The 19,146-nt window shown below is 62.8% G+C and carries 16 protein-coding genes; 7 read left to right on the top strand and 9 right to left on the bottom strand.

What is annotated here, in order from left to right; all coding sequences use genetic code 11:
* Positions 1 to 16 precede the first annotated feature (16 nt).
* Positions 17 to 1,306: a leucine-rich repeat-containing protein kinase family protein gene (locus AC07RO_RS05305; RefSeq protein WP_495085457.1), complete on the top strand. Its 1,290-nt coding sequence runs from the start codon at positions 17 to 19 to the stop codon at positions 1,304 to 1,306.
* 155 nt (positions 1,307 to 1,461) lie between these two features.
* Here the strand turns inward: AC07RO_RS05305 and AC07RO_RS05300 are convergent, their stop codons facing one another.
* From AC07RO_RS05300 to AC07RO_RS05270, 7 genes are all read right to left on the bottom strand, one after another.
* Positions 1,462 to 2,166, bottom strand: a complete 705-nt coding sequence (locus AC07RO_RS05300) for a YebC/PmpR family DNA-binding transcriptional regulator (RefSeq protein ID WP_192173927.1) — start codon at positions 2,164 to 2,166, stop codon at positions 1,462 to 1,464.
* 192 nt (positions 2,167 to 2,358) lie between these two features.
* On the bottom strand, positions 2,359 to 3,132 hold the full coding sequence (locus tag AC07RO_RS05295; RefSeq protein ID WP_495085456.1) for an enoyl-CoA hydratase: 774 nt from the start codon (positions 3,130 to 3,132) through the stop codon (positions 2,359 to 2,361).
* Between the two features lie 85 nt (positions 3,133 to 3,217).
* A complete protein-coding gene (locus AC07RO_RS05290) occupies positions 3,218 to 4,408 on the bottom strand; it encodes an acetyl-CoA C-acyltransferase (RefSeq protein WP_495085743.1) in 1,191 nt (396 codons plus the stop codon).
* Positions 4,409 to 4,445: 37 nt separating this feature from the next.
* Complete coding sequence (locus AC07RO_RS05285) at positions 4,446 to 5,213, bottom strand: 3-hydroxyacyl-CoA dehydrogenase (RefSeq protein WP_495010047.1); 768 nt, start codon at positions 5,211 to 5,213, stop codon at positions 4,446 to 4,448.
* Positions 5,214 to 5,344: 131 nt separating this feature from the next.
* Entirely contained in the window at positions 5,345 to 6,739 is a 1,395-nt protein-coding gene (locus tag AC07RO_RS05280; protein WP_346630409.1) for a DHA2 family efflux MFS transporter permease subunit, read from the bottom strand.
* Positions 6,740 to 6,779: 40 nt separating this feature from the next.
* Complete coding sequence (locus AC07RO_RS05275) at positions 6,780 to 7,451, bottom strand: TetR/AcrR family transcriptional regulator (protein ID WP_495085455.1); 672 nt, start codon at positions 7,449 to 7,451, stop codon at positions 6,780 to 6,782.
* A gap of 88 nt (positions 7,452 to 7,539) precedes the next feature.
* Positions 7,540 to 9,468, bottom strand: a complete 1,929-nt coding sequence (locus AC07RO_RS05270) for a bifunctional sugar phosphate isomerase/epimerase/4-hydroxyphenylpyruvate dioxygenase family protein (RefSeq protein ID WP_495085454.1) — start codon at positions 9,466 to 9,468, stop codon at positions 7,540 to 7,542.
* Positions 9,469 to 9,670: 202 nt separating this feature from the next.
* On the opposite strand from AC07RO_RS05270, the gene AC07RO_RS05265 reads away from it, so the two are divergent.
* The gene (locus AC07RO_RS05265; RefSeq protein WP_495085453.1) at positions 9,671 to 11,011 is read left to right on the top strand and encodes an MFS transporter; all 1,341 of its coding nucleotides are present in this window, start codon (positions 9,671 to 9,673) and stop codon (positions 11,009 to 11,011) included.
* Positions 11,012 to 11,022: 11 nt separating this feature from the next.
* Here AC07RO_RS05265 and AC07RO_RS05260 read toward each other — a convergent pair whose 3' ends face one another.
* The gene (locus tag AC07RO_RS05260; protein ID WP_192173934.1) at positions 11,023 to 11,910 is read right to left on the bottom strand and encodes a DMT family transporter; all 888 of its coding nucleotides are present in this window, start codon (positions 11,908 to 11,910) and stop codon (positions 11,023 to 11,025) included.
* Between the two features lie 223 nt (positions 11,911 to 12,133).
* Between AC07RO_RS05260 and AC07RO_RS05255 the strand changes: the two genes are divergently transcribed.
* Together AC07RO_RS05255 and AC07RO_RS05250 are read left to right on the top strand one after the other, a co-directional pair.
* The gene (locus AC07RO_RS05255; RefSeq protein ID WP_495085452.1) at positions 12,134 to 13,045 is read left to right on the top strand and encodes a LysR family transcriptional regulator; all 912 of its coding nucleotides are present in this window, start codon (positions 12,134 to 12,136) and stop codon (positions 13,043 to 13,045) included.
* A gap of 293 nt (positions 13,046 to 13,338) precedes the next feature.
* Positions 13,339 to 14,103 (top strand): 2-keto-4-pentenoate hydratase, encoded by a 765-nt coding sequence (locus AC07RO_RS05250; protein WP_495085451.1) that lies wholly within the window; start codon positions 13,339 to 13,341, stop codon positions 14,101 to 14,103.
* 229 nt (positions 14,104 to 14,332) lie between these two features.
* Here the strand turns inward: AC07RO_RS05250 and AC07RO_RS05245 are convergent, their stop codons facing one another.
* Entirely contained in the window at positions 14,333 to 15,241 is a 909-nt protein-coding gene (locus AC07RO_RS05245; protein WP_282373192.1) for a LysR family transcriptional regulator, read from the bottom strand.
* A 108-nt stretch (positions 15,242 to 15,349) separates the two neighbouring features.
* Here AC07RO_RS05245 and gcl point away from each other — a divergent pair, with 108 nt between their 5' ends.
* The 3 genes from gcl to AC07RO_RS05230 all read left to right on the top strand — a co-directional run bounded on the left by gcl (position 15,350) and on the right by AC07RO_RS05230 (position 19,015).
* Positions 15,350 to 17,125 (top strand): glyoxylate carboligase, encoded by a 1,776-nt coding sequence (gene gcl / locus AC07RO_RS05240; protein ID WP_495085450.1) that lies wholly within the window; start codon positions 15,350 to 15,352, stop codon positions 17,123 to 17,125.
* Positions 17,126 to 17,170: 45 nt separating this feature from the next.
* Positions 17,171 to 17,953 carry a hydroxypyruvate isomerase gene (hyi, locus tag AC07RO_RS05235; protein ID WP_495085449.1) on the top strand — a complete coding sequence of 261 codons (783 nt, stop codon included), beginning with the start codon at positions 17,171 to 17,173 and terminating at the stop codon, positions 17,951 to 17,953.
* Positions 17,954 to 18,112: 159 nt separating this feature from the next.
* A complete protein-coding gene (locus AC07RO_RS05230; protein ID WP_495085448.1) occupies positions 18,113 to 19,015 on the top strand; it encodes a 2-hydroxy-3-oxopropionate reductase in 903 nt (300 codons plus the stop codon).
* Positions 19,016 to 19,146 lie beyond the last annotated feature (131 nt).

The following is a 19,146-nucleotide window of genomic DNA, read 5'->3' as shown; positions in this document are numbered from 1 at the left end:
AGGCGCCCTTCCCCCCATGCACACCCTTGCAGACCTGCGTGCCGGCAAACTGGCAGGCATCACGCGGCTCAATCTCAGTGCCGACCTCAGTGAATTTCCCGAGGAGATTTTCAGCCTCGCCGATTCGCTGGAGGTGCTGGACCTCAGCGGCAATCGGCTGACTGACCTGCCCGCCGACCTGCACCGGCTCAAGCGCCTGAAAATCCTGTTCTGTTCTAATAATCCCTTTACCCGCCTGCCGGAATGCCTGGGCCTGTGCGAGCAGCTGTTCTTCGTCGGCTTCAAGGCCTGCGAGATCGCCGATGTCCCCGCTAACGCGCTGCCGCCTTCGCTGCGCTCTCTGGTGCTGACCGACAACCGTATCGAAACCCTGCCTGAAGCCATCGGCGACTGTGCGCACCTGCAGAAGCTGATGCTCGCAGGCAACCGGCTGCGGCAATTGCCGGAATCACTGGCCCGCTGTCAGCGCCTGGAACTGGTGCGGATCGCGGTCAACGATTTCCATGAACTGCCGCGCTGGTTGCTGGAGATGCCCGCGCTGGCCTGGCTGGCGTTTGCCGGCAATCCGTTGAACGACATCCACACCGAAGCGCCGATCCGGCAGATCCCGTGGCCGCAACTGACGCTGCAACAGGTGCTGGGCGAAGGCGCGTCCGGGGTGATTCAACAGGCCCAGTGGCGCGCGGACAAGGACGCGGCGGCGCTGGACGTCGCGGTGAAGCTGTACAAGGGCGATGTCACCAGCGACGGCTCGCCGTTGAACGAGATGCAGGCGTGCATTGCGGCGGGTCGTCATGCTCATCTGATTCCGGTGCTCGGGCAGATCCAGGACCACCCGCAGGGCGCTCGCGGTCTGGTGATGGAGCTGATTTCGCCTTCTTTCGTGACCCTTGCGCGTCCGCCGACCCTTGAATCCTGCACGCGGGACAATTACGTCGACACCCGGCTGACTCTGTCGATCGTGAAGCGTATGGCCGCCGGGATCGCAGGGGCGTGCGCACATTTGCACGGGCATGGGATCAACCACGGTGACCTGTACGGCCACAACATCCTCTGGAACGAAAGTGGGGACAGCCTGCTGGGGGATTTCGGCGCAGCGGCGTTTTACCCGGATGAAGAAACGGGACGCAGGCTGGAGCGCGTTGAAGTGCGCGCGTTCGGGCTATTGCTGGGGGAATTGCTGGACTGCTGCGGGGATAGCGATTCGCAGGTTGCCGGGTTGCGGGAGCTGGAGCGGCGTTCCGTGCAGGCGGATGTCATGCAGCGGCCCGGGTTTGCGGAGATCGAGCAGCAGTTTAGTCAGTAGGCCCCAATCCACAGCACGCCGCATAACCTGTGGGACCGGCTTCAGCCGGGAAGAGGCCAGCGTGGACACCCTCGATTTCGCAGTGTGCCCATCGACGCCTTCCCGGCTGAAGCCGGTCCTACAACGACCGATTCAGTCAGTTGGCCCGGTCAGCCTTACCCCGCCAAGCCGACGTACACGTTTTGCACGTCATCGTGGCTGTCGATCGCTTCGAGGAAGGCTTCCACTTCGGCCATCTGCTCGTCGCTCAGGCCTTCAACCGGGTTTTTCGGGCGGTAGCCGATCTTGGCGGATTCAACGGTGAAGCCGAACTCGGGCAGCGCCTTGCACACGGCGTCGAGGTCGGTGGTGTCGGTGTAAAACGTCGCAACGCCCTCTTCGCCTTGCTCAACGTCCTGAGCGCCCGCTTCGATGGCGGCTTCCTCGGCGTCCGCTTCGGGTGATGCAGCAACCGCATCGATCATCCCCAAGTGATCAAAATCCCAGGTGATCGAACCCTCGGCACCCAGCTGGCCCTTGCGGAACAGCACGCGGATTTCCGAGACGGTGCGGTTGATGTTGTCAGTCAGGCATTCAACGATGACCGGCACTTTGTGCGGCGCGAAGCCTTCGTAGGTGAGTTTCTCGAAGTGCACGTGCTCGCCGAGCAAACCGGCGCCTTTCTTGATGGCACGCTCCAGCGTTTCGCGCGGCATCGAGGCTTTCTTGGCCTGCTCGACCACCAGACGCAGGCGCGCGTTCATGTCGGGGTCAGCGCCGGAGCGTGCGGCAATCATGATCTCTTTGGACAGCTTGCCGAAAATACGCCCCTTGGCGTTGGCTGCCGCTTCTTTGTGTTTGACCTTCCACTGTGCGCCCATGATTGCTCTCTTGTTCCGGTGGCGATAAATCGCTCGGATCCGACGCGTCTTGCGCGTCGGGCCGATGGCGATAAACGCTGAAAATAGGGTGATCGAAGATGACAAGCCGGGGGTGAACCTCGGCGACCGGCGCATTTTATACACGCTGGCGCCAGAAGACACCCCTGAGACGCGCCACCGCCCTGACCTGAATCAGCGATGCTTGAACGCCGGCTCGCGCTTCTCGATGAACGCCGCCATGCCTTCCTTCTGGTCCTCGCTGGCAAACGCTGCATGAAACACCCGGCGTTCGAAACGAATCCCTTCGGCCAGGCTGACTTCAAAGGCGCGGTTCACGCTTTCCTTGACCATCATGGCCGCCGGCAACGACTTCGCCGCAATGCCGGCCGCGACGTTGAGCGCCTCCTCCAGCAACTGGTCCTGGGGCACGATGCGCGCGACCAGCCCGGCACGCTCCGCTTCGACGGCGTCGATCAGGCGCCCGGTCAGGCACATTTCCATGGCCTTGGCCTTGCCGACCGCGTGGGTCAGGCGCTGGGTCCCGCCCATGCCCGGCAGCACGCCCAGCTTGATTTCCGGCTGGCCAAAGCGCGCGTTGTCGGCCGCCAGGATGAAGTCGCACATCAGCGCCAACTCGCAGCCCCCGCCCAAGGCAAAGCCCGAGACGGCAGCAATGATCGGCTTGCGGCGGTTGGCCACCCGATCGCTGTCACTGAACAGGTCGTCCAGATAGATCTGCGGGTATTTCAGCTCGGCCATTTCCTTGATGTCAGCCCCGGCAGCGAACGCTTTTGCCGAGCCGGTCAGCACGATGCAACCGATGCCATGATCGCGTTCCAGCTCATCGAGGGCATGGTTGAGTTCGCTAATAAGCTGCGCATTCAGGGCGTTAAGCGCCTCTAGACGATTGAGGGTCAGGAGTGCAACGCGACCTCTGACCTCTTTGAGGATTGTCGTGTAATTCATTGTTTTATAGACCTTTTACTATTTAGAACGCCCGTCAGCGGTTATCACAGATCTAACCTGCGAAACATGGCGCAAGCCATTGATATCAAACGACAAGCTCGACCGCCATTGCCGTCGCCTCGCCGCCGCCGATGCAAATGGCCGCGACACCTCGCTTCAGTCCGCGCTGCTTCAACGCTGACAGCAAGGTCACCAGAATCCTTGCCCCCGATGCGCCAATGGGATGGCCCAACGCGCAGGCGCCGCCGTGCACGTTAACCTTGTGATGGGGCAGTTCCAGGCGGGCCATGGTCACCAGCGCGACGACGGCGAAGGCTTCGTTGATCTCGAACAGATCGACCTCGGTCAGGGACCAGCCGGTCTTGCTCATCAGCTTATCGATCGCGCCCACCGGTGCGGTCGGAAACAGCCCCGGCTCATTGGCGTAAGCGGCGTGGCCATGGATGACCGCCAGCGGCGTGAGGCCACGACGTTGTGCTTCGGACTGGCGCATCAGGGTCAAGGCCGCGGCGCCGTCGGAGATCGAGCTTGAGTTGGCGGCTGTCACGGTGCCGCCCTCGCGGAACGCCGGTTTCAGCAACGGGATCTTATCCAACTTCGCTTTGGGCGGCTGTTCGTCCTGGCGAATGGTCTTGCGCTCCTTGCCGACGGTGACCTCCACCGGGACGATTTCAGCGTCGAACCAGCCGCGCGTCATGGCCTCCTGCGCCCGGGTCAGCGAGGCGACTGCAAAACCGTCCTGGGCTTCCCGACTGAAATTTTCAAGCCCGGCGCACGTCTCGGCAAACGTGCCCATCAAGCGGCCTCGATCGTAGGCGTCTTCGAGGCCGTCGAGGAACATGTGATCGATGATCCGGCCGTGGCCCATGCGGTAACCGCTGCGGGCCTTCTCCAGCAGATACGGCGCGTTGGACATGCTTTCCATGCCACCGGCGATCACCACGTCGGCGCTGCCAGCCAGCAACATGTCGTGGCCAAGAATGGCCGCCTGCATCCCCGACCCGCACATCTTGTTCAGGGTGGTGCACGTCGTGGCCTCGCTGAGCCCGGCGCCCAATGCCGCCTGACGGGCCGGCGCTTGTCCCAGCCCGGCTGGCAATACACAACCGAACAGCACCTCGTCGACCTGCGCGCCATCGATGCCCGCGCGCTCGACGGCGGCGTGGATGGCAGCGGCGCCCAGTTGCGGCGCGGTCAGGCTCTGGAGATCGCCCTGAAAGGCGCCCATGGGCGTGCGCACGGCGCTCACGATCACCACGGGGTCGTCGTTCAACATCTGGCGTTTGTTCAAAGACATGATGGGGTTTCCTCGATTAGCGAGCGGCCATGCGCAAGGCGCCGTCCAGGCGGATCACTTCGCCGTTGAGCATGCTGTTTTCGATGATGTGGCGGGCCAGTGCCGCGTATTCCTCGGGCTTGCCCAGGCGTGGCGGGAATGGCACGCCGGCGGACAGGCTTTCGCGCACTTGCGGGGTCATGCCGGCCATCATGGGGGTTTCGAAAATGCCCGGAGCGATGGTCATGACGCGGATGCCGTAGCGGGCCAGTTCACGGGCGGCGGGCAGGGTCAGGCTGACGATGGCACCCTTCGAGGCCGCGTACGCCGCCTGGCCGATCTGGCCGTCGTAGGCGGCAACCGACGCCGTGTTGATGATGACGCCACGCTCACCGCCGGCATCGCCCGTGCTTTCGGCGATGGCTACAGCGGCGAGGCGTAGCAGGTTGAAGCTGCCGATGAGGTTGACGTTGATCACCCGGCTGAAACTGTCGAGGCCGTGTGGACCTTCTTTGCCGAGGATTTTCTCTGCGCCGACGATGCCGGCGCAGTTGATGACGCCGTTGATCTGGCCAAACGCGCTCAGCGCCGCATCCACCGCGGCCTGAACAGCGCTCTCCTGGGTGATGTCGCTGACGCTGGCGCGGGCCTTGTCGCCCAGTTTTTCCACCTGGGCCGCGAGCGCCTCGGCGTTGACGTCCACCAGCATCACGCTGGCCCCTGCGTCGATGAGCATCTGCGCGGTGGCCGCACCCAGCCCGGACGCGCCGCCACTGACCAGAAATACCTTGCCTTGGATCTGCATGATTGTGTCGTCCTTACACTTTTATTGTTGGAGTGGCGAAATACTCCGCTCTGCCGCGCCGATGGGCAATGGTCAAAGCGCGCAGAACGTCTGGTGGTTTTGGCCAGTGGCGCTTCGTGTTTGCCAGCAGGTCAGGCCTTGGGTTGCAGCAGCGCTGCACCGGCTTGGGCCGACACCCGGCGGTTATCCAGCAGCGCCAAGGCCGCGATCACCGCGACGCCAATAAACGTCAGCTGGAAATCAGCGGTCATCGCCTGCCCGTCGTTGCCATGCAGGGCCATCGCGCCACGCAACAACAGTGCAGCGATCGCGACGCCCAGGCCCATACTCAACTGGAAGCACATGCTGAACATTGTCGACGCATCGCTCATCTGCGTTTTGGGCACGTCGGCGAAACCCAGCGTGTTGAACGCGGTGAACTGCATCGAGCGCGACAGCCCGCCGATGAACAGGATCAGCAGGATCATCGGCCAGCCCATGGCCTGATCGAGCAGCGCGCAGGCGGCAATCGCCGCCACACCGATGCAGCCATTGACCAACAGCACCTGACGAAAGCCCCAGCGCTGCATGATTGCGCTGGTAAAGGGTTTCATCGCCAGGTTGCCCGCAAACACCCCCAGCACCAGCAGCCCGGCGTCGAACGCGGACAGGCCGAAACCCAGCTGAAACATCAGCGGCAGCAGGAACGGCAGCGTGCTGATGGCGATCCGGAACACCGAACCGCCCAGCAGACTGACGCTGAAGGTGCGGATGTGCACCACCGCGACGTTCATCAGCGGCTGCGGATGCCGACGCATGTGGCGCCAGGCCAGCGCGCCGCAGACCACGCCGAGCGCCGTTACCGCAAGGCCCGGCCACTGACTGCCATGGCCCTGCCCCAGCCGTTCCATCCCGAACAACAGCGCCGTGCAGGCCACGCCCAGCAGTAGGAAACCTTTCAGGTCGAACGGCCGAGTGCTGACTTCATTGCGCTTGGGGATGAGGATGAGGGTGGCAATCAGCGCCATGACGCCGAGGGGCAGATTAAGGTAGAAAATCCACGGCCACGACGCGTGGGTAACGATGAACCCGCCCAGGGGCGGCCCGAGTATCGGCGCCACCAGCCCGGGCCAGGTGATCAGCGAAATGGCCCGCACCAGGTCTTTCTTTTCAGTGGCGCGCATGACAGCGAGGCGCCCGACCGGGACCATCATTGCGCCGCTCATGCCTTGCAGGACCCGGGCGGCGACGAACGTCTCAAGACTGTCGCTGATGCCGCACAGCATCGAAGCCACCGTGAACAGCACGATGGCGCCGCCGAACACCCGGCGTGAACCGAGTCGGTCGGCCAACCAGCCGCTGAGGGGAATGAACGCGGCGATCGCCAGCATGTAGGCGCTCATGCCGATATTCAGATCCACCGCCGCGACGCCGAAGGTCCGGGCCATTTCCGGCATGGCCGTGGCGATCACCGTGGCGTCGAGGTTTTCCATGAAAAAAGTGACGGCCACCAACAAGGCGATCAGCGTGGATTGGCGTTGCGACATCGTCGGGTCCTCAGGCGAGCGTGGCGTTGAACGTGCCGGGTCACGGCAGCAGGTAGCGCATCACCGCATCACAGATCATCGCTTTTTGCCGCGCCTTGACCGCTTCGTCTTCCAGGTCGATCTGGAAAATCTCGGAAAAGGTATGGCAGTTCGACACCCGATAGAAACAGAACGAACTCATCAGCATGTGCAGGTCAACGGCCTGTACGCCTGGCCGGAACACGCCGTCCTGCTCGCCGCGCCGCAAGGTGTCGTCCAGCGCCTGCAAGACGTTCCGGCTCAGCTCGCGGATGGTCGGGGACTGTTTGACGTTGGCGCCGTTGTGAATGTTTTCGATGCACACGATGCGCACGAAATCGACGTTGCGGTCGTGGTGATCGAAGGTGAATTCCACCAGCCGCCTGACCGCTTCTTCCGGCGCGAGCACGCCGAGGTCAAGGCTGCTTTCGGTGGTGCGAATGTCGCCGTAGAGCTTCTCCAGCACTTCGGTGTACAGCTGCTCCTTGCTGTTGAAGTAGTAATAGATCATGCGCTTGGAGGTTTGCGTGCGTTCGGCGATCGCATCAACCCGGGCGCCGGAGAGCCCTTGGGCGACGAACTCGGCGACGGCCGCCTGAAGGATACCGTCGCGGGTTTTCTCCGGATTGTTCTTGCGGGACTTGCGCGGGGCGTCTACGGGCGCTTCGGCGAGGCTGTCGTCAACGGTTTTCATGCGGGGCTCACGACCACGGTGGAATCGCGGGATTATGGGCTGCGCCTGTGCGTTACGGAAGTGGTGCGTGCCGATGCGCTACACGTCATCAGAACCGTGCGGAGCCGCTGCGGGCCCTGGCCATTGCCGCCAGGCGCACCGCCGCATTCGCCTCGCCATACCCAGCGTAACCCTTCCTGCGCTGGAGGATTTCAAAACAGAAACGTCCCTCGAACGCCTCGGTGCAGGCGTGAAACAGCTCGCCACCGTCGGCATCGCGGTCATACAGCACGTTGTGGCGCGCCAGTTCGCCAAGGAATGCGTCGTCGAAACCGAACCGCGCCCCCAGGTCATCGTAATAGTTCTGGGGAATGGCCAGCCACGGCACGCCTGCCGCTTTGGCGCGGGCAACCTGGGCGAAGATGTCGTCACAGGCAAAGGCGATGTGATGAACGCCAGAGCCACCGTAGCTCGACAGTGCGTGGGAGACTGCCGTGTTGCCGCGATCCGGCGTGTTCAGCGGCAGGCGCACGGTGCCGCAACGGCTGCGTAACGCCCGGCTCCTCACCAGACCGTGAGGGTCAGGCAGCAGCTGGTCGGCATCGGCCACAAAATCCAGCACGCTTTTGTAGAACAGCACCCGGCTGTCCAGGCTGTCGGCGGGCAACGCCATGGCCACATGATCGATGCACTGCAAACCGCTTTGCGTCGGAGACTGCGGGCTCAGGATGAAGTCGCTGTCCCAGCTGGATTGTCCTGGCGCGGCAGGCTCGACCAGGTAAATAAGGCTGCCGTCCGGCGCACGCACCGCCGGGAGCTCCCGATCATCAGGCCCCACCGGCCCCCTACAGATTTCGGCATTGAACTGACACGCCCGCTCCAGCGCGTCAGCGCTGTTGTCCACCCGCAACCCCATGGCGCGCAGCGACGGGCCGGGGGCTTCAAGGGCTGAGTCAGCGAAGGAAGCGGCAGCGAAAGGCATCTGAGGTAAGGACAAGCGCTCGGCGTTCAACACGATATTGATATCGCCCTGCCCCAGCATGGTCACGGCTTTGCTGCGGTGCTGACCCAGGGTGCCGAAGCCCAGGCCATGCAGCCAGCTGACCAATCGCGCACCCTGGGCATCCTCCACGGCAAACTCGAGAAACTCGACGCCGTTGCAGGCGCTGGGTGCCGGCGGATGGAACAACACTAACGGCGCGACGGGTTGAGATGGCTGCTCCAGCAGCGCGCGGGTTTGCTCCTCCAGATACAGCAACGAACGCAGGCCGTCGGCGGCGTTGGCCCGAGTGGGCGCGGCGCGAAACACGTCGTTGAAAATCTCCAGCGACAGCGGGCCGGTGTAGCCGCTGCGCAAAATTGCCGCGAGAAAGCCGGGGCAATCGAACTCGCCCTGCCCCGGAAAACACCGGAAATGCCGGCTCCACTCCAGCACGCCCATGTTCAGCAGCGGCGCGTCGGCCATCTGCACGAAGAAGATCTTGTCGCCAGGAATCTGCGCAATCCCGCTCGGATCGCCCTTGAGCGACAGCGTGTGGAAACTGTCGAGCAGCACGCCGAGGGCCGGATGGTCGACCTGCCGGACGAGATCCCAGACGTGCTGCCAGGTGTTGACGTGACGTCCCCATGCCAGCCCTTCATAACCCACGCGCAGTTGACGCGCCCCAGCCCGCTCGGCGATCGACCCAAGGTCACTGAGAAGTATGTCTCGCTCGCCCAGGGAATCGCTGGCGGTATTGCTGCACACCAGCATCAGGTCGGTGCCAAGTTCGTGCATCAGGTCGAATTTGCGCTCGGCACGGTCGAGGTTGCGCTGCAGGTGCTCGCGGCGACAGCCCTCGAAGTCGCTGAAAGGCTGAAACAGGGTAATGGCAATGCCCAGATCCGCGCATAACTGCCGCACCTGACGCGGACTGCCGTCGTAGCAGAGCAGGTCGTTTTCGAAGATTTCAACACCGTCAAACCCTGCGGCGGCAATGGCTTCCAGCTTTTCCGGCAGGGTGCCGCTCAAGGAAACGGTGGCGATCGATCGCTGCATGCGGGGGTGGCTCCTGAATAATCACATGGCGCCCGGCACGACGATGGGGCTCGAACCGGGCGGGCGTTCATGGGATTATTCGCGCCGCTGCATGGGACATCAACTGAAATGAACCATACGGTTAGTTTTAAGACGCTATGCGGGGCCAAGGCCCTGGCCGCGCGGACACCACCATAACAATTTCAAAACAGGCTTGATGCTTATGCGGTCCCCTTCTGCTTCGCCTGCCCCGGTCGCCTCCCACCCTGCGCCTCCCCACGCCAGTGTGAGCGAAAAAATTCGCGGCGCCCTGGCCGTCGGCAAAACCCGTTGGGGCATGCTGGCACTGGTGTTCTTCGCCACCACCCTGAACTACATCGACCGCGCCGCACTCGGCGTGATGCAACCGATCCTGGCGAAGCAAATGAGCTGGACGGCGATGGATTACGCCAACATCAACTTCTGGTTTCAGGTCGGTTACGCCATCGGTTTTCTGCTGCAGGGGCGTTTCATCGATCGGGTCGGCGTCAAGCGCGCATTCTTTCTGGCGGTGCTGCTGTGGAGTGTTGCGACGGGCGCCCATGGCCTGGCCACATCGGCAGCGGGCTTCATGGTCTGCCGGTTCATTCTCGGCCTGACCGAAGCGGCAAATTACCCGGCCTGCGTCAAGGTCACCCGGGTGTGGTTCCCGGCCGGCGAACGCGCCGTGGCCACCGGCATATTCAACGCCGGCACCAACGTCGGTGCGATGGTCACGCCCGCCCTGTTGCCGCTGATCCTCACGGTGTGGGGCTGGCAGGCGGCGTTCATCTGCATGGGTGCGCTGGGGCTGGTCTGGGTCATCACCTGGCGGCTGACCTATTTCAATCCGCAGGAACATCCCACCGTGCGCGCCAGTGAGCGGGCCTACATCAACAGCGAGGCCGAGCCTGAGACCGAGGCTGAAGCGGAAAAAGTACCGCTCTCGCGGATCCTGAAGATGCGCGGCACCTGGGCCTTCGCCCTCGCCTACGCCGTGACCGCGCCGGTGTTCTGGTTCTACCTCTACTGGCTGCCGCCGTTTCTGAATCAGCAATACAACCTGGGCATCAGCGTGACGCAGATGGGCATCCCGCTGATGCTGATCTGGCTGACCGCCGATTTCGGCAGCATCGGCGGCGGCATTCTCTCCTCGTGGCTGATCGGCCGGGGCATGCGCCCGATGACCGCCCGCTTGCTGTCGATGCTGGTATTCGCCGTGACGATCATTGGCGTGGTGTTCGCCGCCAACGCCAGCGGTCTCTGGGTGGCCGTGCTGGCGATCGCCCTGGCGGTGGGTGCGCATCAGGCCTGGACGGCGAACATCTGGAGCCTGGTCATGGATTACACGCCCCGGCACATGATCAGCACCGTGTTCGGCTTCGGCGGCATGTGCGCGGCCATCGGCGGCATGTTCATGACGCAGATCGTCGGCGCCGTCCTGACCGCGACCCAGAACAACTACAGCGTGCTGTTCACCCTGATCCCGGTGATGTACTTCGTTGCGCTGATCTGGATGTATTTCATGGCGCCGCGCAAATCATGAAGCCGCTGTCGTCAGCCACCCTTTTTGCGCTGTTGCCACGCCGCCGCCAGGCCGCTGAGGCAGATGATCGCAATGCCGGCCTGGGCGACAAGGGATGGTGAGTGGTTGAAGACGATGTAGCCCCACAGCCCGGCGAAGACGATCTGGCAGTAACCGAACGGCGCCAGCATGGCCGGGGCGGCGAAGCGGAAGGCTTGGGTCAGCATCAGGTGCGCGACCATGCCGCAGGTGCCCAGCGCCAGCATGAAGGGGATGTGTTTCCACTCCGGCGACTGCCAGAAGAACGGCACGATGGCGCTCATCAACAGGCTGTTGAACAGCCCGGCAAAAAAGTTGCTTGTGGTCGGGCTGTCGTGGGCCGCGACCAGACGGGTCAGCAGCTGATAGCAGGCGAAACAGAACGCCGAGCCCAGCGGCAGTAATACCGCCGGCCGAAACAGCTCGCCACCGGGATGCACGATGACCAGTACCCCGCTGAAGCCCACCAGCACGGCGATCCACTGACCGCGGCTGACCGTCTCCTTGAGCAGCGGCACCGACAGCGCCGTGACCAACAGCGGCGCGAGGAAGTTGACCGCGGTCGCTTCGGCAATCGGGATGAACATCAGGCCACTGGTGAACAACAGACTGGTGCCCAGCAGGCACACCGCGCGCAACGCCTGCAAGCCCGGGCGCTTGGTGCGCAATACGCGCAGGCCCGACGACGGCATGAAAATGCACGCCATCAGCCCGGTGTGCACCACATAGCGCACCCAGACCACCATCATGATCGGGTAGATGCCGGAGAGGTATTTGGACAGCGTGTCATGACTGGAAAACAGAAAGGTCGCAAACAGGATCAGTGCGATGCCTTTCAATGGCTGGTTGACGCCGGAGAGTGGCGTGCTGGTGGTGCTCATCTGCGTTCCTTTGGCCTTGCGTGAATGCGGGTCTGTCCCTTGCCGTGTCGAGCGCCGGCCTTTCGTCGAGGAATCCAGTGTCAGCAAGAATATAGAAGGCGTCGCCGGAGCACCAAGCAAACATGACCGCCCGGGCGTTTTTCTGACTGTCTGGATCAGACCTTTCCGCTCACCCGGATTTGCCGCAGACTGCCGCTCTCGTTGGCTCGAAAACGGACGCTCAGTGGACCGCATTCAGGAAATGACCCTTTTTGCCGCCGTCGCCGAAGGCCCCAGCTTCGCGGCGGTGTCGCGCAACCTGAACGTCTCCACGGCCACCGTGACCCGCGCCGTCGCGCAACTGGAAGCGCGGCTCGGCACCTTGCTGATCGTGCGCACCACCCGGCAGTTGCGCCTGACCGAAGCCGGCGTGCGCTTCGCCGACGACTGCCGGCGCCTGCTGGCCGATCTGCACGAAGCCGAAAGCGCCGCTGCCGGCATCCATGCCACGCCCCGCGGGTTGCTGACCATTACCGCGCCGCAGGTGTTCGGCGATTTGCACGTCACGCCGGTCATGACCGACTACCTGAGTCAGCACCCGGAGGTGCAGGTTCGGGGCCTGTTGATGGACCGGATTGCCGGTCAACTGGAAGAAGGCATCGACGTGTCGGTGCGCATCGGCGAGATGCCCGACTCGTCGATGACGGCCATTCAGGTCGGTACCGTCCGGCGGATGGTCTGCGCTTCCCCCGCTTATCTCGCTGCCCACGGCACGCCTCAGCATCCCCACGAACTCATCGAGCGCGAAACCGTGTCCGTGATGATCACCGGTCGGAGCCCCGCGTGGACCTTCCGCATCGAAGGCCAGCACCAGGAAGTAAAGGTGCAGTCGCGACTGTCGATGACATCGTTCACTGCGTCCATTCATGCCGCCATTGATGGCTGGGGGCTGACCCAGGTGCCGTCCTATCAGATTCGCCGACACCTGCAGGCGGGCACCTTGTGCGCCGTGCTCGAAGACTTCGAGGTCACGCCGATGCCGGTTTACGTGGTCTACGTCGAGGGGCGACGGGGGTCATCCAAGGTGCGCTCGTTCGTTGATTTCTGCGTGCAGCGTTTGCGCGCGGACCTGCATTACAGCGCCGGGCCGGGTTGATGGCGGGACACTCCCACAAGTCCTGCACCCACCGAAAATCCCGAGCCGAACACCACCCCGTGGGAGTCGAGCTTGCTCGCGAAGGCTTACTTTCAGTCCCCAGAAAAGTGGCTGAATGCATCGACTTCTTCGCGAGCAAGGTGGAGCGCCACCCCGGTCACTCGCACCGGACACCCCAGTCTCTCCCTACCTACTGAAATAGGGTTAGAGTGGTCGCGCTGGCTCCGTCATCCTTCGACACAGCAACAAAAGGAACGGGGCGCTTTCCATCAATTGCCTGAAGGAAGACCCGCGTGAATCCATCGTCTCACCCAGCGAACATTGCCGAATTGATCGTCGCCGCCATGGGCGACGGTCAGAAAATCACCGAAATCCGTCCTGAATACGTGCCAGCCGATGCGGCCAGTGCCTACGCGCTGCAGCGCGAGATTCTGCGTCTGCGCGACACCACCGTGGGCGGCTGGAAGGTCGGCGCCAAGTCGCCGACCGGGCCAATCAATGGCGCGCTGTTGCCGGACGACGGTATTTTCGCCAGCGGCAGTCAGGTTGAGTGCGTCGACTATCCGTCGCCGATTCTGGAGCTGGAGATCGCGTTTCGTCTTGGCCGCGAATTCACCCCTCGCGACGAGGCGTATTCGGATGAAGACGTGCTGAGCAGCATCGCGACGATGGGCGCGACCATTGAAGTGGTGTCTAGCCGGTTCGCGGCCTGGCCGAAGATCGAGCCATTGCTGGCCCTGGGCGACCTGCTCAACCATGGGGCGTTGGTCATCGGTGAGTTTGTCGACTACGACGCCAGCTTTCCGTTTGTCGAGCCTGCGCTGAGCTTCACTTATGGCGATGAAGACATTGTGCCGGGCGATGGTGCGAATCCGGCCGGTGACCCTCGGCGGTTGCTGCCGTGGCTGGTCAATCACCACACGCAGAATGGGTTGAGCGTGACGCCGGAGATGGTGATTACGACCGGTTCCTATACCGGGATGTACAAGACCACCGGACCGGGTCTGGCGGTTGGCGAGATTCGCGGGCTGCCGGTGGTCTCGGTGGAGTTGATTTAGGTTCCTCGGTCGCCATTGGTGGGACCGGCTTTAGCCGGGAAGACGTCGGCGTATCCAATATATCTTCAGCGCCAGTTACAGCCCCTTCCCGGCTAAAGCCGGTCCCACTAAAAGCAGCGCGCGCTTTCTGGGCTGTTCCCGACTGAAGCTGGTCCTGCCGACCGCGCACGACCTGTGGGACCGGCTTTAGCCGGGAAGCTTTTGAATTAACTGCCACTGGGGTTATGGCTCATCCCTGCCGCCAATACCCCGGCCGGTTGTACACCTCTTTCAGAAACGCGATAAAAAACCGCACTTTCGCCGGCAGGTAATGCTGCTGCGGGTACACGCCCTGGATGTCGTAGCTGGGCAGGGCGAATTCGTCCAGCACGGTGACCAGCGCGCCACTTTCAACCTCGTTCTGAATCTCCCACGTCGAGCGCCAGCTCAGGCCCAGCCCGCGCTTGGCCCAGTCATACAACAGCTCGCCATCGTTGCAGTACAGGTTGCCCGCAACCTTGATCGCCACCGGCTTGCCCTCGCGCTGAAACGTCCAGCCGCGATGCTGCCCGCCCTGCAGGTTGAACGACAGGCAATTGTGCTGCGCCAGGTCCTCAAGCACCTGGGGAAACCCATGCTCGGCGAAATACGCCGGAGAGCCACAGACCACGCGTTTATTGGCGTACAGCTTGATGGCGACGTAGTTCGGGTCCAGCACCTCGCCGATGCGGATGCTCATGTCATAACCCTCACGCACCAGATCCACCACGTTGTCAGTGAGGTTGAATGACAGCTGCAAATCCGGAAACCGCGCCTGGAATTCCGGCGCATGGGGCGCGACGTGCTGACGACCAAACCCGGCGGGCGCCGAGACCACCAGATGGCCCCGCACGCTGCTTTCGTTCTCGCTGATGCTGGCGTCCAGTTCCTCGAACGACTGCAACACCAGCTTGGCGTTCTCAAGATACGACTCGCCGGCATCGGTCAGGGTCAAGCCCCGCGTCGAGCGATGAATCAGCTTTACGCCCAGGCGATCCTCCAGCGCGCTCAGTCGCCGGCCCATAATCACCGGCGTCACCCCCTCCACCAGCGCCGCGGCGGCAAAACTGCCACGGGTGGCCACCAGGACGTAGCTGCGCAATTCCGTGTAGCGATCCATTCGATACTCCAGATACCGATAGAACGGATAAAAACAGCCATTCACAAAACATCGGATTCAAATCAGGCTGTTTACGTACAAAAACTATCGAGTTCAGGAGACTAACAAATGACCGTCATGAGAGCCATCGAAGCCGCCGTTCTGGTGATGCGTCGCGAAGGCGTCGACACCGCCTTCGGTATTCCGGGCGCTGCGATCAACCCGCTGTACGCCGCCTTCAAGAAACTCGGCGGCATTGACCACGTGCTGGCGCGCCACGTCGAAGGCGCTTCGCACATGGCCGAGGGTTACACCCGCGCCATCGCCGGCAATATCGGCGTGTGCATCGGCACCTCGGGCCCGGCCGGCACCGACATGATCACCGGTCTGTATTCAGCCTCCGCCGACTCGATTCCGATTCTGTGCATCACCGGCCAGGCGCCGCGCGCACGGATGCACAAGGAAGACTTCCAGGCCGTGGACATCGCCAGCATCGCCGCGCCGGTGGCCAAGTGGGCGACCACGGTCATGGAGCCGGGCCAGGTGCCCTATGTGTTCCAGAAAGCCTTTCAGTTGATGCGCAGCGGCCGACCCGGTCCGGTGTTGATCGACCTGCCCTTCGACGTGCAGATGGCCGAGATCGAATTTGACATCGACGCCTACGAACCGCTGCCGGTGGTCAAGCCCCAGGCCAGCCGCAAGCAGATCGAAAAAGCCCTGGCGATGCTCAACGCCTCCGAACGTCCGCTGATCGTGGCCGGCGGCGGCATCATCAACGCCGATGCCTCGGACGCGCTGGTGGAGTTCGCCGAGCTGACCGGCATTCCGGTGATCCCGACGCTGATGGGCTGGGGCACGATCCCCGACGATCATCCGCAGATGGCCGGCATGGTCGGGCTGCAGACCTCTCACCGCTACGGCAACGCGACGATGCTGGCGTCCGATCTGGTCCTCGGCATCGGCAACCGCTGGGCCAACCGCCACACCGGCACCGTGTCGGTGTACAGCGAAGGGCGCACGTTCATCCACGTCGACATCGAACCGACGCAGATCGGCCGTGTGCTGACGCCGGATCTGGGCATCGTTTCCGACGCCGGCGCAGCCCTGGCGATGTTCATCGAAGTGGCGCGCGAGTGGCACACCGCCGGCAAGCTGAAGGACCGCAGCCAGTGGCTCGCCAGTTGCCAGGAACGCAAGCGCACGCTGCAGCGCAAGACCCATTACGAGAACATCCCGGTCAAGCCGCAGCGGGTGTACGAGGAGATGAATCAGTATTTCGGCAAGGACACCTGCTACATCAGCACCATCGGCCTGTCGCAGATTGCCGGCGCGCAATTCCTCCACGTCTACAAACCGCGTCACTGGATCAACTGCGGACAGGCCGGGCCGCTGGGCTGGACTATTCCGGCGGCGCTGGGCGTGGTCAAGGCCGACCCGAGCCGCCAGGTGGTCGCGCTGTCAGGGGATTACGATTTCCAGTTCATGATCGAAGAGCTCGCCGTCGGTGCGCAGTTCAAGCTGCCGTACATCCACGTGGTGGTGAACAACTCGTACCTGGGCCTCATCCGTCAGGCCCAGCGCAATTTCGACATCGATTACTGCGTGCAGCTGGCGTTCGACAACATCAATGCGCCTGAGCTGGAGGGCTATGGCGTCGATCACGTCGCGGTTGCCGAAGGCCTCGGCTGCAAGGCAATCCGCGTCCTTGACCCGGCGCACCTGCAGGCCGCCTTCGCCGAAGCGTCGAGCCTGATGCAGCAGTACCGCGTGCCGGTGGTGGTGGAGATCATTCTCGAACGCGTCACAAACATTGCGATGGGCACCGAGATCAACGCCATCAATGAATTCGAGTCCCTGGCCGAGAGCCGCGCCGACGCCCCCACCGCCATCAGCCTGCTGGACTGATCGCGCCTGGTTGCGCTCAACACGAACACGAACAAGGAGTACGTCATGCCCCGTTTATGCGCCAACCTGTCGATGTTGTTCACCGAGCTGGTATTTCTGCAACGTTTCGAAGCCGCCGCCGACGCCGGGTTCAGCGGCGTCGAGTACCTGTTCCCCTATGACTTCAGCTCCGCCCAGATCAAGGCCGAGCTGGACCGCAACCGGCTCACTCAAGTGCTGTTCAATCTGCCAGCGGGCGACTGGGCCAAGGGCGAGCGCGGCATCGCCTGTCACCCCGACCGGGTCGAGGAGTTCTATGCCGGCGTTGACCTGGCCATTGCGTACGCCAAGGTCCTGGGCAACACCCAGATCAATTGCCTGGCGGGGATCAAACCCCAGGGATTCGACGACGGGCTGATCGAGAAGACCTTCGTCGACAACCTCAAATACGCCGCCGACCGCCTGCAAGCCCAAGGCATCGATCTGGTGATGGAAATGATCAACACCCTGGACATTCCGGGGTTCTACCTGAACACCACCGCCCAGGCGCTGGCGATTCGCGAGAAGGTCGGCAGCCGCAATCTGTCGCTGCAATACGACATCTACCACATGCAAATCATGGAAGGCGACCTGGCCCGCACCCTCGAAAACCACCTGCCGGCGATCCGTCACGTGCAACTGGCGGACAACCCGGGGCGCCACGAACCGGGCACCGGCGAGATCAACTACGGCTTTTTGTTCAAGCACCTGGACCGGCTGGGTTATCGCGGCTGGATCGGCTGTGAATACAAGCCGCTGACCACCACCGAAGCCGGGCTTGGGTGGCTGAAAACCCATAATTTGATCTGATACCGATTCTTGTAGGAGTGAGCTTGCTCGCGATTGCGGTGGGCTGTTGACGATGCGGTGGCTGATAAATCGCATCGCGAGCAAGCTCACTCCTACAGGGAGAAATATTGAGGCATGTACGCACCCCGTCTGCCTCCTACAAACAAGGGAAAAAATCTCATGGCTAACATCGGATTCATCGGCACCGGCATCATGGGCCTGCCCATGGCAGAAAACCTGCAGAAAGCAGGTCATCAATTGATTCTCTCCCGGCACTTCATTGCCCCGCCCGCGTCCCTGGTGGAGGGCGGCGCGACGGTGCTGGCCAACCCGCGGGAAGTGGCGCAGGAAGCGGAATTCATCATCGTCATGCTGCCGGACACCCCGCAGGTCAACGACGTGCTGTTCGGCGAAAACGGTCTGAGCGAGGGCGTCGATAGCCGCAACGTGGTCATCGACATGAGCTCGATTTCCCCCTCGGCGACGAAAGCCTTCGCCGAGAAAATCAACGCCACCGGCGCGCAGTACCTCGACGCACCGGTGTCGGGCGGTGAAGTCGGCGCCAGGGCGGCCACGCTGAGCATCATGGTCGGCGGCAAGCAGGCGACATTCGAGCGCGCCCTGCCCCTGTTTCAGACCATGGGCAAGAACATCACCCTGGTCGGCGGCAACGGTGACGGCCAGACCGCCAAGGTCGCCAACCAGATCATCGTCGCGCTGAACATCCAGGCCGTGGCCGAAGCCTTGCTGTTTGCCTCGAAAAACGGCGCTGACCCGGCCAAGGTGCGGGAAGCGTTGATGGGCGGTTTTGCCTCGTCGAAGATTCTTGAAGTGCATGGCGAACGGATGATCAAAGGCACGTTCAACCCGGGCTTCAGGATCGCGCTGCATCAAAAGGATCTGAACCTGGCCCTTGAAGGTGCGCGGGAGTTGGGCCTGAACCTGCCCAATACGGCCAACGCCCAGCAAGTGTTCAGCACCTGCGCGGCGTTGGGCGGGAGTGGCTGGGATCACTCGGGGCTGATCAAGGGGCTGGAACACATGGCGAATTTTTCGATTCGTGGGGATCACAGGCCTGACTGACTGGCATTGAGAGGTGTGTCGTCCATACCGGCCCCTTCCCGGCTGAAGCCGGTCCCACTAAAAGCAGCGGCGTGCACTGTGTGGGACCGGCTTTAGCCGGGAAGAGGCCCGCCCTGCTGATACATATACCG

This window comes from Pseudomonas sp. GW821-FHT07F05 (assembly GCF_059418765.1).
The sequence above is the reverse complement of the archived record's forward strand: the minus strand, read 5'-3'. Positions and strand labels throughout refer to the sequence as shown.

What these genes read in the sequence shown, in the direction of transcription:
- AC07RO_RS05305 (WP_495085457.1), top strand. Translation starts at nt 17, where the DNA reads ATGCACACCCTTGCAGACCTGCGTGCCGGCAAACTGGCAGGCATCACG.
- AC07RO_RS05300 (WP_192173927.1), bottom strand. Translation starts at nt 2,166, where the DNA reads ATGGGCGCACAGTGGAAGGTCAAACACAAAGAAGCGGCAGCCAACGCC.
- AC07RO_RS05295 (WP_495085456.1), bottom strand. Translation starts at nt 3,132, where the DNA reads ATGAATTACACGACAATCCTCAAAGAGGTCAGAGGTCGCGTTGCACTC.
- AC07RO_RS05290 (WP_495085743.1), bottom strand. Translation starts at nt 4,408, where the DNA reads ATGTTGAACGACGACCCCGTGGTGATCGTGAGCGCCGTGCGCACGCCC.
- AC07RO_RS05285 (WP_495010047.1), bottom strand. Translation starts at nt 5,213, where the DNA reads ATGCAGATCCAAGGCAAGGTATTTCTGGTCAGTGGCGGCGCGTCCGGG.
- AC07RO_RS05280 (WP_346630409.1), bottom strand. Translation starts at nt 6,739, where the DNA reads ATGTCGCAACGCCAATCCACGCTGATCGCCTTGTTGGTGGCCGTCACT.
- AC07RO_RS05275 (WP_495085455.1), bottom strand. Translation starts at nt 7,451, where the DNA reads ATGAAAACCGTTGACGACAGCCTCGCCGAAGCGCCCGTAGACGCCCCG.
- AC07RO_RS05270 (WP_495085454.1), bottom strand. Translation starts at nt 9,468, where the DNA reads ATGCAGCGATCGATCGCCACCGTTTCCTTGAGCGGCACCCTGCCGGAA.
- AC07RO_RS05265 (WP_495085453.1), top strand. Translation starts at nt 9,671, where the DNA reads ATGCGGTCCCCTTCTGCTTCGCCTGCCCCGGTCGCCTCCCACCCTGCG.
- AC07RO_RS05260 (WP_192173934.1), bottom strand. Translation starts at nt 11,910, where the DNA reads ATGAGCACCACCAGCACGCCACTCTCCGGCGTCAACCAGCCATTGAAA.
- AC07RO_RS05245 (WP_282373192.1), bottom strand. Translation starts at nt 15,241, where the DNA reads ATGGATCGCTACACGGAATTGCGCAGCTACGTCCTGGTGGCCACCCGT.
- gcl (WP_495085450.1), top strand. Translation starts at nt 15,350, where the DNA reads ATGACCGTCATGAGAGCCATCGAAGCCGCCGTTCTGGTGATGCGTCGC.
- hyi (WP_495085449.1), top strand. Translation starts at nt 17,171, where the DNA reads ATGCCCCGTTTATGCGCCAACCTGTCGATGTTGTTCACCGAGCTGGTA.
- AC07RO_RS05230 (WP_495085448.1), top strand. Translation starts at nt 18,113, where the DNA reads ATGGCTAACATCGGATTCATCGGCACCGGCATCATGGGCCTGCCCATG.